The 13,698-nt window shown below is 59.1% G+C and carries 13 protein-coding genes and 1 pseudogene; 4 read left to right on the plus strand and 10 right to left on the minus strand.

Annotated features, from left to right (window positions below; genetic code table 11):
- Nucleotides 1–214: pseudogene (locus ABJD00_RS16050) on the plus strand (sulfopyruvate decarboxylase subunit beta); the annotation flags it as partial.
- On the opposite strand, the gene ABJD00_RS16055 reads toward ABJD00_RS16050, so the two are convergent.
- From ABJD00_RS16055 to ABJD00_RS16100, 10 genes are all read right to left on the minus strand, one after another.
- Nucleotides 211–1,140: a 3-keto-5-aminohexanoate cleavage protein gene (locus ABJD00_RS16055; protein WP_413832473.1), complete on the minus strand. Its 930-nt coding sequence runs from the start codon at nucleotides 1,138–1,140 to the stop codon at nucleotides 211–213. The pseudogene ABJD00_RS16050 and the gene ABJD00_RS16055 overlap by 4 nt on opposite strands.
- Before the next feature lie 3 nt (nucleotides 1,141–1,143).
- Entirely contained in the window at nucleotides 1,144–2,154 is a 1,011-nt protein-coding gene (locus ABJD00_RS16060) for a branched-chain amino acid ABC transporter permease (protein WP_413832475.1), read from the minus strand.
- Nucleotides 2,151–3,017 (minus strand): branched-chain amino acid ABC transporter permease, encoded by an 867-nt coding sequence (locus ABJD00_RS16065; protein WP_413832477.1) that lies wholly within the window; start codon nucleotides 3,015–3,017, stop codon nucleotides 2,151–2,153. The genes ABJD00_RS16060 and ABJD00_RS16065 overlap by 4 nt, the downstream gene beginning before the upstream one ends.
- A complete protein-coding gene (locus ABJD00_RS16070) occupies nucleotides 3,014–3,724 on the minus strand; it encodes an ABC transporter ATP-binding protein (RefSeq protein WP_413832479.1) in 711 nt (236 codons plus the stop codon). The genes ABJD00_RS16065 and ABJD00_RS16070 overlap by 4 nt, the downstream gene beginning before the upstream one ends.
- Nucleotides 3,717–4,445, minus strand: coding sequence for an ABC transporter ATP-binding protein (locus tag ABJD00_RS16075; protein ID WP_413832481.1), 729 nt, complete (start codon nucleotides 4,443–4,445; stop codon nucleotides 3,717–3,719). Before ABJD00_RS16075 ends, ABJD00_RS16070 begins: the two co-directional genes overlap by 8 nt.
- A gap of 6 nt (nucleotides 4,446–4,451) precedes the next feature.
- Nucleotides 4,452–5,723 carry an ABC transporter substrate-binding protein gene (locus tag ABJD00_RS16080; protein WP_413832483.1) on the minus strand — a complete coding sequence of 424 codons (1,272 nt, stop codon included), beginning with the start codon at nucleotides 5,721–5,723 and terminating at the stop codon, nucleotides 4,452–4,454.
- A 29-nt stretch (nucleotides 5,724–5,752) separates the two neighbouring features.
- On the minus strand, nucleotides 5,753–6,670 hold the full coding sequence (locus ABJD00_RS16085; RefSeq protein ID WP_413832485.1) for a 3-hydroxyacyl-CoA dehydrogenase family protein: 918 nt from the start codon (nucleotides 6,668–6,670) through the stop codon (nucleotides 5,753–5,755).
- Nucleotides 6,667–7,464, minus strand: a complete 798-nt coding sequence (locus tag ABJD00_RS16090; RefSeq protein WP_413832487.1) for an SDR family NAD(P)-dependent oxidoreductase — start codon at nucleotides 7,462–7,464, stop codon at nucleotides 6,667–6,669. Before ABJD00_RS16090 ends, ABJD00_RS16085 begins: the two co-directional genes overlap by 4 nt.
- Complete coding sequence (locus ABJD00_RS16095; RefSeq protein WP_413832489.1) at nucleotides 7,461–7,814, minus strand: cupin domain-containing protein; 354 nt, start codon at nucleotides 7,812–7,814, stop codon at nucleotides 7,461–7,463. Before ABJD00_RS16095 ends, ABJD00_RS16090 begins: the two co-directional genes overlap by 4 nt.
- Nucleotides 7,815–7,898: 84 nt before the next feature.
- Complete coding sequence (locus tag ABJD00_RS16100) at nucleotides 7,899–8,738, minus strand: cyclase family protein (protein ID WP_413832491.1); 840 nt, start codon at nucleotides 8,736–8,738, stop codon at nucleotides 7,899–7,901.
- Nucleotides 8,739–8,879: 141 nt separating this feature from the next.
- Between ABJD00_RS16100 and ABJD00_RS16105 the strand changes: the two genes are divergently transcribed.
- The 3 genes from ABJD00_RS16105 (at nucleotide 8,880) to ABJD00_RS16115 (ending at nucleotide 13,653) form a co-directional block, all read left to right on the plus strand.
- The gene (locus ABJD00_RS16105; protein WP_413832493.1) at nucleotides 8,880–9,620 is read left to right on the plus strand and encodes an IclR family transcriptional regulator; all 741 of its coding nucleotides are present in this window, start codon (nucleotides 8,880–8,882) and stop codon (nucleotides 9,618–9,620) included.
- Between the two features lie 101 nt (nucleotides 9,621–9,721).
- Nucleotides 9,722–12,127 (plus strand): GcvT family protein, encoded by a 2,406-nt coding sequence (locus ABJD00_RS16110; RefSeq protein WP_413832495.1) that lies wholly within the window; start codon nucleotides 9,722–9,724, stop codon nucleotides 12,125–12,127.
- Nucleotides 12,124–13,653, plus strand: coding sequence for a trimethylamine methyltransferase family protein (locus ABJD00_RS16115; RefSeq protein ID WP_413832497.1), 1,530 nt, complete (start codon nucleotides 12,124–12,126; stop codon nucleotides 13,651–13,653). The genes ABJD00_RS16110 and ABJD00_RS16115 overlap by 4 nt, the downstream gene beginning before the upstream one ends.
- The last annotated feature ends 45 nt before the right edge of the window (nucleotides 13,654–13,698 follow it).

Consider the following 13,698-nt stretch of genomic DNA (forward strand, 5'->3'; position numbering starts at 1 on the left):
GACAGCGCTTGAGAAAGTGGCGGCTGCCTGCGGATGCGAGAACGTCGTCACCTGTCAGGACGTGGACACGGGCGCGACGCTGCAAGCGGCGATCGACAGCAAGCAGATGACGATCATCGTGGTGAAATGCGACAGCGGCAATATCAAGCTGCCGGTGATCACAATGGACCCCGTCGTCATCAAAGATCGGTTCATGAAGGCTGTGGCGAGTTAAAAGCCTACCCGGTCCCCGCCTTTCAGGGCGAGGATCTCGCGCGCCTCGTCTGGCGTCGCGACCTCGTTGCCAAGATCCTCGACAATACGGCGGATCTTGGTGACCTGTTGGGCGTTTGACTCGGCCAACTCACCCCGCTTGATGAACAGGCTGTCCTCCATACCGACACGTACGTTCCCGCCCATCTGACTGGCCGTGGTCGCCAGACCCATCTGTGCGCCACCGGCACCCAGAACGGACCAGCGGTAGTCATCGCCAAACAGACGGTCGGCTGTGCGCTTCATGAAGATCAGGTTGTCTACCTCGGGTCCGATCCCGCCAAGGATGCCAAAGATGAACTGGATGAACACAGGCGCTTTGAACATGCCCTGAGCCATGCAGAATTTGAGGTTATAGAGGTGGCCGACATCGTAGCACTCATGCTCGAACTTGATGTCGTGGGGGGCGAGCGTCTCGGCTGCCTCACGGATGTCAGCGAAGGTGTTGCGGAAGATGTTCGCTTCTGACCCTTCAATGTAGTCCTTTTCCCAGTCGTATTTCCACGTGTCATAGCGCCCTGCGAGCGGATGAAAGGCGAAGTTCATCGATCCCATGTTCAGGCTGCACATTTCTGGCGAAAACTTGGTCGCTGCCTCGATCCGTTCTTTGATCAACATGGTCGGTGCGCCGCCCGTCGTGATGTTGACCACAGCATTTGTCGATTGCTTCACCCGAGAAAGGATGGGCGCATAGTGATCCGGGTTGACGGATGGCCGATAGTCATCTGGATCACGCGTATGCAGGTGCAGGATAGAGGCCCCGGCCTCCGCCGCTGCAATCGCCTGTTCGGCAATCTCGTTCTGCGTGATGGGCAGCGTGTCAGACATTGTGGGCGTGTGGATCGACCCGGTGACAGCGCAGGTGATGATCGTCTTGGATTTGGCCATGGGTCAGTCGCCTTTTGGTTTGGTGTTCACTCGATAGCTGAGCGGGAAAAGTTCGAGGTCGTAGCGGTCGCGCACGAGGCCCCAGACGCCCTTGGGCGCTTTGAGCATCACGACGATGGCAACAGCGCCCAGCACCATCAGGTAGATGGTGCCAAAGTCCGCCAAGGTTTCGCGCAACAGGAAGAAGAGGATCGTGCCGATGATGGGTCCTTCGAGCGTGCCGATACCGCCGATCACGACAATGAAGATCACAAAAGCAGTCCAGTCGTTGACGGAGAATGCCGCGTCTGGAGAGATGCGCAGTTTTTGCAGGAACAGCAGCCCTCCGATGATAGCGGTAAAGGCCGAGGTGACCACATAGACCTCCAGCTTGGTTCGCCAGATGTCGATGCCAAGGCCGCTGGCTGCCACTTCGCTGTCGCGGATGGCTGTCAAGGCCAGACCACGACGCGAGCGCAAGAAGAGGTAGACGCACGTTATGACGGTCACGGCCGCGCCAAGAGCCAACCAATAGCTGAGCGCTTCACGACCCGAGCGGGAGTCCGCTAGGCTACGGACGATGTCGACGGGCAACGATGTTCCGGACCCGCCTCCAAGGGCGGAGATTTGCGCGAAGGTTAGCCTGAACACCTCGGCTACAACCCATGTGCCGATGGCAAAATAGGCCCCCTTGAGGCGAAAGATGAGTGCAGCAATCGGAACTGACATCAGCCCGGCGAGAACCCCGGCCAACAGGATCGCTACGATTGGATGCAACCCACCAAAGATTGAAAGCGCGAACAGCATGTAACCGCCAAAGCCAACAAAAGCCTGCTGCCCCACCGACACAAGGCCCGCATATCCTGCCATCAGGTTCCAGAGGCAGGCGAGCGAGAGGTAGAGGAAAATCTCGCCCAGCAGCCGCAAATCTGCACGGCCCGCCCACCAAGGGGCCGCGGCCAGCACGATTAGGGCGAGAACTGCAATGATCATTGCAACGCGAGACGCAGGAGTGGCGCGGGTGACGGTATTCAATGCTCGACCCTCGGGAACAGGCCGTTCGGGCGCACGGCCAGAACGACGAGGAAGGCGATGTGACCCGCCAGAACCTGCCATCCGGGGTCGATCTTGGCCCCGATGGTTTGGGCCACGCCAAGGATCACGCCGCCCGCCAAAGTGCCCCAGATGTTGCCAAGCCCGCCGATGATCACAGCCTCGAACCCGAATATCAGACGCCCGCCCCCGATGGCCGGATCAAAGCTGGTGCGCACGCCCAGCAGGATGCCCGCAATCGCCGTGACTGCGAGCGCGAGCGCCATGGCGAGGCCGTAGATATGCGCCTTATTCAGACCCATCAGTTGGGCAATGTCTTGATTGTCTGACACAGCGCGAAACCCGCGACCAAGCGCAGTAGAATAGAAAATCCATTGTAGGCCCGCGATCACAACGATCGCCATGCCGAAAGTAAGCAGGGGCAGCACACCCAATGACAAACCACCCACAGCAATGCTTGCTGTCTCTATAGCGCCGGCATTCAGCTTTTGCGGATCGGCGGTGTACCCTTCCAACAAGGCGTTTTGCACGATCACGGACAGACCGAATGTCACCAGCAAGGGCGGCAGGATGTCGCTGCCAAGGGTCTGGTTCAGCAGGCCCCGTTGCAGGATGTAGCCAATCCCGGCCATGGCAGGCATGACGATCAGAAGGGCTACGAATGGATGCACCCCAAGGATCAGCGTTGTGCTGAGGCCCAGATAGGCGGCGAGAATAATGAGGTCGCCATGGGCAATGTTGACCAACCGCATCACGCCGAAAATCAGCGACAGACCAGCGGCAAACAGCGCGTAGAGCCCGCCCAGCAGGATGCCCTGCACCACGGCGTTGATCCATTCGATCATGCGTCCACTCCGAAATAGGCGGCTGTGATTTGGTCGCGCGTGATATCCTCGACCCGGCCGGTCAGCGACACGCGGCCCTCTTGCAAACAATAAACCCGGGAGGATACGGCGAGCGCCTTGGTGATGTCCTGCTCTACGATCAGGGCGGTCATGCCGCCTGAAATGATGTTGGGCAGCGCGTCATAGATCGACTTGATGATGACAGGGGCAAGGCCAAGGCTGATCTCGTCAAAGAGGATCAGTTCGGGGTTGCTCATCAACGCTCGGCCGATGGCGACCATCTGTTGCTGTCCTCCGGAGAGAGAGGTCGAGGGCTGATTGCGCCGCTCTTTCAGGATTGGAAACAGGTCATAGATGGTGTCGAGAGACCATGGCCCGGAACTGCCGACTGTACTGCCGAGTCGTAGATTTTCTTCAACTGATAGAGATGGGAACAACTGCCGACCCTCTGGCACTAGCGCGATCCCAGCATAGGCGACCTGATCGGCCCGAAGTGCGCCAATGGTCTGTCCTTTGAAAGTGACCTGCGTTGCCTCGTTGCTGAGTAACCCCGAAATCGAACGCATCAGCGTCGTCTTGCCCGCACCATTGGCCCCTATTATGGCAATCACTTCGCCTGTCGCGATTTCCATATCCAGCCCGAACAGAGCCTGAAAATCCCCGTAATGGGCATCAAGCCCGCTGAGTTTCAACAATGGGTCAGACATCGGGATCGACCCCAAGATAGATTTCCTTGACCTCAGCGCTTTCCATGATGGCTTTGGGTGCGCCTTCGGCAATCTTTTTGCCAAAGTCTATGACGATCAGGCGTTCAACCACGGCCAGCAGCGCGTGCACCACGTGTTCAATCCAAATGATGGTCGTACCGTTCGCATTGACCCGCTTAATCGTGTCTATCAAGGCGGTGCATTCTGCTTCGGTCAGGCCTCCTGCGATTTCATCAAGCAGTAAGAGCTTTGGTTTGGCTGCAAGCGCGCGCGCCATTTCCAGGCGTTTGCGGTCCAGCAACGACAGCGCTCCGGCGCGGATATTGGCTTTGGGCAGCAGGCCGGTGTCTTCGAGAACGGCCAGCACATGAGCTTCCGCCTCATGACCACGCAGGCCCGCGCCCTCAATTGCGCCGACCAGCGCGTTTTCAAAAACGGTCATGCCCCCAAAAGGTTGGGGCACCTGAAAAGACCGCGCAATGCCCAGTTTGCAGCGCCGCGCGGCCGAAGTGTTTGAGATGTCCTGACCGGCGAACGCGATTTGACCCGCGTCGGGTCCGAGTGCCCCGGTGATCAGGTTGAACAGAGATGTCTTGCCCGCCCCGTTGGGCCCCAGAATGCCCACCGCCTCACCCTGAGCAACGTCAAAGCTAGTGTCGTCGGCCACCACAACGGCGCCGAACGACTTTTTGAGGCCCGAGATGGACAGGAGGGCGGACACCTTTGTTTAGCCCAGCAGCTGCAATTCGCCGCCCACAGGGATGTCCGGAGCGTGCTTGTTGTTAGTGATCACCAACTCGACGCTGTCACCTGCCGCTTGCCATTGGCCCGACACCAGCGGAGTCTTGGACACGTTTGGCACAGGCCCGTTGGACCAGTTCACATCGCCGACGATGGTGGACATGTTCGTGCCTTTGATGGCTGCCGCGATGGCATCCGGATCGTCCAAATCCTCGGCCCGGCTGATCGTGTCGGCGACAACTTCGAACAGTGCGTGCTTGAAACCGATGGGTTGGGTCCACGGGCGGCCAGTGGCTTGCGTGAAGCCTGCAGCCAGATCCCCGGCAGAGGCGCCTGTGAGGGACGAGCTGAACGGATGGCTTGGCGACCACCAGATCTCCGAGGTGAGACCGACACCACGATCACCCAATGCTTCGATGGCCGATGGGAACAACAGGGCCTTGCCGATGGTTGCAACCTTGGGATTGAACCCCTGTTGTGCGGCCTGCGCCCAGAACGTGCCAAAGTCCGGCGGGATCATCACACCGGTTACAATCTCGCATCCCGCATCTTTGAAAGCCGCGATGTAGTTCGAGAAATCGTCGTTCAGAGGCTGATACCGACCTGGATCGACCAGATCGAAGCCTTGCTCGGCCAATGGGCCGGGCAGACCCAGCTTCGCATCGCCCCAGGCGTTGCCGTCGGCATCGTTGGGGAACAACCCACCGACCTTCTTGGCGACGCCCGCGTCATTCCAAAGACCGGTAAAGTTGGCGATGATGTCCTCAAGCCCCCAGAAGAAGTGATAGGTGTAGCGGAAACCCTCGGCCGGATTGCCCCCGCGGCCGAAGAAGTAAGGCTGCCATGGAGCGTCTGTGGTGACGCAGGGTACTTCGTTAATCTCAGCCTGATCCGCGACGGGGTTTGTCGTGTCTGGCGTCGCGGCGGCGGTGATGATGTCGACTTCGTCCGACAGGATCAGCTCGGCGGCGACTTCCGCGGCGCGGTTGGGGTTGGACTGGCTGTCTTTCTTGATGATCTCGATGTCATAGGATTTGCCGTTGTTCATGACACCGCCAGCAAACTTGGCCTTCAGCCCTTCGATGATGTAGTCATCAGCTTCGGCAAACCCTGCGAGAGGGCCTGTCGTTGGGGTCACAAAGCCGACGCGGATTTTTGGGTTGGCCGCGTAGGCGCGTGTGGATGTCAGGATGGCCGGTGCCGCGACTGTGGCGGCCAACCCGCCCAGAACGGCGCGTCTGTTTGTCTTGAGTGTCATTTGGTATTCCTCCCAGAATTGTCAGTGCTTTAGTCGGGCAATATCGCCTCTAGTTTTTTTAGGTGTTCGGCCACGCGCGCTTTGGTGCGGGCCAGGTCTTCGGTCCTCCACTCCCGAAATCCAGCCCCGGCCGCCATACCGGTGCGTCCCTGATCCAGCAGGGATTGTAGTTGGGATGAGGGCGCAGGTGAGGCCTCCAAGTCAAACAAAACTTGTGCATGAATGTCTTGGGTCAGCTCAATCCCAACCAGATCCGCGTTTTCCAGCGGGCCAAGCACGGCCAGACGACGGCCAAAGCTGGCCTTGACCACATCATCGACGGCTTCGGCGGTGCAAATCCCGTTTTCGACCAGACTGATCGCCTCGCGCCACAGCGCGTGTTGCAGACGGTTGCCGATAAAGCCGGGCACATCCTTTTCGACCATCACAGGCGTTTTGCCTGCGTCGGCGAGTAGCGTGACCATCCCGTCAGCGAGGGCAGGATCGGTCCATTCGGTTTTCACCACTTCGACCAGTGGGATCATGTGCGGCGGGTTCCACCAATGTGCGCCAAGGGCGCAATGGCGACTGTGCAGACCTTCCATGATCCTGGTGATTTGAATGACAGATGTGTTGGATGCCAACACCGCACTTTCGGGTGCGTGGTTTTCGATCTCGGCAAAGATCGATTGTTTCAGTTCCAGCTTTTCCGGCGCAGCCTCGAAGACATAATCGGCGTCGTGCACAGAATCTTTTACAGTTGCGGCCAAACTGATGCCGGCGAGGGCGTTTGTGATTTCTGTCTCATCCGCGCCCAGCAACGCCATGCTTTCGGACACGCGCGCTGGCACACTGTTCAGCATGTCGGCGTTGGGGTCGGTGACGGTCACGTCGTGCCTCGCGCGGGCAAAGGTCAGCGCAATGCCATGGCCCATCAGACCGCCGCCTATGACTGCGATCCGGCTCATCCTGCGGTGTATCCACCATCTGCATAGAGGATGTGGCCAGTGTAGAAATCTGACGCCTTTGAGGACAGGAACAAGAGTGGCCCTGCCAGATCCTCAGGCTCGCCCAAACGTCCCTTGGGCACACGGGCAAGGAACCCGCTGCGCACCGTTTTGGCGTGATCGTCGTCCCCGAACATCCATGCCGTAAGGGGAGAACGGAAGACTGTGGGCGCAATGGCGTTGACGGTGATGCCAGTGGGGCCCAGCTCGCATCCCAAAGCCTTGGTGATCCCATCTACAGCCGCCTTGGAGGCGCAATAGGCGGTGTAGCCCGCTGGATGGCCCAGCAGTCCACGGGCTGAAGACATGAGTACAATCTTGCCCCCATCCCCTTGCGCCTGCATCTGCGTGCTGGCGGCGCGGGCCATGAGCCAGCTTTGGGTGACATTGGCGTCCATGACATTTTCAAAGGTCGATGGCTCCATTTCGCCGATCTTGGCCACTTTATTCATGCCAGAGGCGACGACCAGAATATCGATGCGGCCATAGGTGGCTACTGTTTCGGCGACCAGTGCCGCACAAGCGTTTTCGGAGTCAGGACGGGCGTTGATCTGGTGTGTCTCGCCTTTGCACGTACCAGCGACTTCGGCCATCGCGTCCGCATTGCCCGCGGCCAGAACGACCTTGGCACCGGCACCGGATAAACAGCGTGCAGCAACAGCACCAAATGCGCCCGAAGCCCCTGTGATAAGGGCGACTTTGCCAGAGACGTCGAAAAAAGAGAGTGGGTTGTCGAGGCTCAACTCGGGGCTCATGTCGGGCGTCCTCCTTCGGGATAGGGGATGACGACGAGCATCTTGCAGATATGGTTGCTCCGGTTTTCGATCTTGCGCACTTCACCCGGCGGAATTGTGCAGCTGTCCATCGCACCCAATACAGTGTCTGTACCATCGATCGTGACTGTCATCTCACCCTCGATAACCACATAGACCTTTTCAAAAGGGGTCGCGTCGGGGCCCGCACCGCCACCGGGTAGAAACTGGGAAAAGCCAATCCACTGGTTTTCCGGGCCGCCGTCTTCAAACCCTTGCAGGCGCAGTCCGGTCACGCCCCAATGGTTGGGGGCCTCGTAAGAAGTGGCATCGTCAAAACGCTTGACTAACATCGCATGTCCTTTCCGGTCGGTTGGGCGGATTGAAATCCGCCTTACGGACGAACAGTAAGGCGGAGGTGTCCTCCGCCCCCCGGTTCAGAAATCAGCGCCTGCTTCGATCCGATAGGCCTGATCCTTGTCCATCATCGCAACCAGACGGATGATGCATCCATCGCCGCGATCCCAGTTCCATGGGAAGAAGGCAAAGGTCACCCGCTTGCCGGTGACGTGGTCCAGATCGCCGCCCACGTTTTCAATGCCAAGGATACCGTTCTTGAACAGGGTCTGGTGCACAGGCTCCCATTCCGGGAAATCAACTTCCCATGGGGTGCCGCCGGACCATTCGAGATACTCGGCTTCAAGATGGGGCAGGATCGGGCCGTTGCGTTGTGGACCGATAGCCGTTGCCAGCGGGTGGTCATTGGCCTGGGTGTCGTGGCCAACCACCTTCACGCCTTTTTCGACCATCCAATCGGCTGCCGATGGGACAAGGCCGGGGCAATAGGCAAAGTAGTCGCCGTCTTCATACTGTTTGTGCCATCCGGTGTTGATGATCAGGACGTCATTCTTTCGAATGGCATGACCGCAGGCCTTTTCCAGATCGTCCGCCGTGATCTGCTCCCACTTCTTCTTTGGGATACTGACTACCAGACCCGTACCAAAGAAGTGTGGCAAAGGGACCTCGTCAATGAACGGGGTGCCCTGCACCACGTGGGCGGGCGCGTCGATGTGGGTGGTGACGTGCATGGTTGTTGTGATGGTCTGGGACAACACACCGGACTTCGCCATGTAGTGTTTCCGGTCGATCTGGACGTCCTTGAAGTACGGCCAGTTCGGGCACTGGAACCCATAGCGGTGGCTGAGGTTCACAAACTCGATCCCCATATCGTTGTTGTCGTTTTCCTGAAAATCGATCCCACGAATATTGACGACCATCTGTTCCTCCCAAAACCGGTGTGTGGTGTTTCGCAATATGGTGCGAGTGTATCGCATAACGGTCAAGTCTTGTTTTCAGCGTCCGTGTTTTCTAGGCTTGGCCATCCGCCAGCACGCGGGATCGGAAAGTGGAGCACAGGCTTGGACGGGCAAGATAATCAACGAAATCAGGGCATTCAGGTCATTTCCCGGGCGGCGGACATCCTCCGCCTGCTGGGGCAAGACACAGGTGGGTTGAGCCTTGGACAGATCGCGACTCGCGTTCAACTGCCCCGCTCTACGGTACAGCGGATCGTTTCGGCTCTGGCGGTTGAGGGGTTCATTTCGACCGAAAGAGGGGCCTCAGGAATCAGGCTTGGCCCTGAAATCCAAAGTCTGGGGCAGGCCGCATCATCGGATATGCGGGACCGGCTGCGCCCCATCATGCAGGCCATCGCTGATGAGACAGGCGAGACTGTCGACCTCGCCATTCTGGAGGGGTCAGCCATGTTGTTTATCGATCAGATCGTCGGCTCTCAACGTTTGCGCACAGTGTCGAGCATCGGGGAACGGTTTCCGCTGACCACCACGGCAAATGGCAAGGCGGCACTGGCGCGTATGGAGGCCACGCAGGCCACCAAATTGATCCTCGCGGAATTGGAAGGCGATCCTGACAAACCGCTGGCTGCGATCCTGTCGGAGGTCGAGGATATTCGTCAGGGCGCGCTCGCCCATGATGAAAACGAGCATACCGAGGGTGTGTGTGCGATCGGATTTGCTCTGCGGGATGTGGGAGGTGACATCTATGCTGTGTCCATCCCAGTGCCCAGCACCCGCTATCCGCGCGTTAAAGATCGGTTGGCCGAGGTGATGACCCGTCACATGACCAGTATCGCCGCCTGATCCAACGGGTCGCTGGCTGTCCTGCGGGTGTCGCGAATCCATTGGACATGTGCGGCCTGATGTCTGAGCCTTCCCTCAAAAGTCAGTGACAGGGGATCGTCATGAAATCGCACTATCGTGTTGTCGTCATCGGGGGCGGCGTTGTGGGCACTTCCGTGCTCTATCACCTCGCCAAGATGGGGTGGAGCGATGTGTGCCTCATCGAACGTTCGGTCCTGACTGCCGGATCCAGCTGGCATGCAGCGGGTGGCATCCACGCGCTGAACGCTGACCCGAACATTGCCCAGCTTCAGGCCTATACCATCGACCTGCTGTCCGAGATCGAAAAAGAGTCTGGGCAGAACATTGGCCTGCACATGACCGGCGGACTGACCATGGCAGGCACACCCGACCGCTGGGAATGGCTGCAATCGGCCTATCGCACCTTTCAGTCCATCGGGATTGAAGACTGCCGTCTCGTCTCTGTCGAAGAGGCGGTCGAACTGAACCCGATCATGTCGGGTGAGGGGCTGTTGGGCGGCATGTGGGCGGACCGCGAAGGGTACATTGACACCACCGGTACGGTGCATGCTTACGCAGGTGCTGCGAAGAAATATGGCGCCACTGTCGTCGAACACAACCGCGTGCTGGAGCTGAACCAAAAACTGGAAGGGTGGGAGATCGTCACTGAAAAGGGCACCGTTACTTGCGAGCATGTGGTCAATGCTGCCGGCCTCTGGGCCAAGCAGGTGGGGCGTATGGCGGGCATCGAACTTCCTGTCTCCCCGCTCAACCACCACTATCTGATCTCCGACACCATCCCCGCGCTCGAAGAGCTTGATTTCGAAGTACCGATGACCGTCGACCTCGAAGGGTTCACTTATCTGCGTCAGGACCAGAAGGGTGTCTTGTTGGGCATCTACGAGATTGATCACCAGCACTGGAATATGGACGGAGCACCTTGGGAATACGGTTTCGAGTTGCAGCAGGAAGACCCTGATCGGATTGAAAAAGAGCTGATCATGGGCTTTGAACGCTATCCCGCATTGCAGGATGTTGGGGTCAAAACATGGGTCAACGGCGCCTTCACCTTCTCCCCCGACGGCAACCCTCTGGTTGGGCCTGTGCCCGGCAAGCGAGGATACTGGTCGGCCTGTGCGGTCATGGCCGGCTTCCTGCAAGGTGGCGGCGTCGGCAAATCGCTGGCCGAATGGATGATCCACGGCGAACCAGAGGCGGACGTGTACGGCATGGATGTGGCCCGCTACGGCGTCTGGGCCGAGAACAAGCAATACATCAAAGAGACGACTGGCCAGTTCTATTCTCGTCGTTTTGTGATGACGTATCCCAACGAACAACTGCCCGCGGGACGCCCGCTAAAGATGACTGGCATCTACGCCGATCAATCCGAGGCAGGGGCGGTTTGGGGCCAAAGTTGGGATCTGGAAGTGCCACTATACTTCGCGCCCAAGGGCTTTGCCGAAACCCCATCGCTCAAACGCTCCAACGCGCATGACATAGTGGGCGCCGAATGCCGCGCCGTGCGTGAGACTGTCGGTCTGCTGGACATCACGGCCTTTTCGCGGTTCGAGGTCACAGGTCCCAATGCGCAAGCATGGCTGGACCAGCTCATGGCCTCAAAACTCCCCGCGCCGGGTCGAGTCAAACTGGCCCCGATGCTCGGTGAAGACGGACGTCTCAAAGGGGATCTAACGATCTTTAACTGGGGAGACGGGCGATATTGGATCACAGGATCTTACTACCTGCGGGCGTGGCACATGCGCTGGTTCAATGATCACATAGAAGACGGCGTCGCTGTCCGTGATCTGGGGGACGAGATGGGAGGCCTGTCGTTGTCGGGGCCCAAATCGCGCGAGGTGCTTCGGGCTGCGCTGACTGACGGCGATGCGGATGCGCTCAAGTTCATGGGCTGCGGTCAAATGGACATCGGCCTCGTGCGCTGCCACGTGGGCAGACTTTCGGTGGCTGGTGAGCTTGGCTTTGAATTGCACTGCCGCGCGGGCGACCTCAAGGCGTTGCGCGACACGCTGCTTGCAGCGGGTGCCGAGCACGGGATGATCGAATACGGCTTCAACGCCCTCTTGTCCCTGCGTCTTGAAAAGTCGTTCGGCATCTGGTCGGCGGAATTTACCCAAGGCTACACGCCCGGCATGACGGGCATGGATCGTTGGATCGACTGGGACAAGGAGTTCGTCGGTAAGGCTGCGGCTATAGCTGAACGCGACGGCAACGGACCCGCGCAACGACAAGTCACTCTAGATATCGTCGCGGACGGAGCGGATGCGTCTGGCTATGAACCGATCTGGAAAGACGGCGTGCGTGTTGGTTTTGTGACCTCTGGTGGGTTCGGCCACACCACGGGCAAGTCGCTGGCCATGGCGCTGGTGGACACCGAACACAGCGGTGAAGGGTCCAACCTCAAGGTCCATATTGTCGGGGTAGAGCGTGACGCCAAGATCATCGCAGCCTCCCCCTACGATCCGGCTGGTAAAGCGATGCGCGGGTGAGCGAACACCGCCCACGTCGCCGCGGGCGCGGCGCGCCACCCACCAAGACGCGCAGAACGGATTACAGCCAGTTGCGCAATCCGTTCCCGCCGATGAACGTGTTCGCTGACAACAGGATCGCTGCGATCCATGAGGCGTCGCTGGACGTGCTGGAAGGGCTCGGGATCAAGGTGCTGCACAAGCAAGCCCGGACGACCTTCAAATCCGCCGGGGCCAAGGTCGATGAAGCTACAGAAACGGTTCATATCGGGCGTGAAATTGTTGAGGCGGCGCTGGCCACCGCGCCAAAATCTTTTCCTTTGATCGCTGGCAATCCGGCGCGTGATTTACTGATGGAGCTTGGCTCCATGGTATTCCAACCCGGCGCCGGGTGTCCTCATGCCACCGATCTGGAACGAGGGCGGCGTCCGGGCACTGAGCAGGACTTTCGCGAATTGATTAGCCTCACGCAGCATTTTGATGTGCTGCACATGATCCCGCCTTTGGTGGAACCGCAGGATGTGCCCATGCACCTGCGCCACTACGCGATGACCAGGGGTCAGATGGAACTGACCGACAAGGTCCCCTTCATCTATGCGCGTGGGGCCGGGCAAGTGGCCGAGTCCTTCGAGATGCTGCAAAGCTTTCGCAGGCTGTCGGACGATGAGTTCGCGGCCAATCCGCACTGCTACACGATTATCAACACCAACTCACCCCGGCAGTTGGATGTACCTATGGCCCAAGGCGTCATGGATTTTGCGCGCGCCGGACAGATGGCGATCATCACACCGTTTACGCTCATGGGCGCGATGGCCCCGATCACGGTCGCAGGCGCGATGACCCTGTCCCACGCCGAAGCACTGGCGGCGATCACGCTTGGACAACTGATCAACCCCGGTGCGCCCGTGTGCTACGGCACCTTCACCTCCAACGTGGATATGAAATCTGGTGCGCCGATCTTTGGCACACCCGAACACTTCAAGGCATCGCTCGCGGCGGGGCAATTGGCGCGCCATATCGGTTTGCCATGGCGGTGTGCATCGGGCTCGGCGGCGAACCTTGGCGATGTGCAGGCAGCCAATGAAACGCAGTTCGGCACGTGGGGTTGCTTGCTTGCAGGGTCCACAGTGACGCTGCACGCCGCTGGATGGCTCGAAGGGGGTCTGACGATCTCTTACGAAAAGCTGATCACCGACGTCGAAGTGTTGCAAATGGTTGCTGAACTCTGCGTGCCCACTCCGGCCGAAGACGCCGAGATTGCGCTCGATGCATTGGAAGAGGTGCAACCCGGCGGCCATTTCTTTGGAGCTGCCCATACGATGGAACGGTACCAGACAGAATTCTATGAACCGCTCGTCGCTGATTTTGCAAACTTCGGGACATGGTCAGAACGGGGTAATGTCGATGCCACCACGCGGGCGACCGATATCTGGAAAGGCATCCTGCGCGACTTCGTCCCTCCGACAGGGAATGGAGACCAGCTCGAAGAGTTGGACCGCTATATCGCAACAGCCACGGCAAGGGGCGGCTGCGCCCCCGAAAGCTGATCTTGCACGCACCAAGGTGCCGCGTGTAGCACTGTACCCATGATC

It is taken from the genome of Tateyamaria sp. (assembly GCF_039945315.1).
GTDB lineage: Bacteria > Pseudomonadota > Alphaproteobacteria > Rhodobacterales > Rhodobacteraceae > Tateyamaria.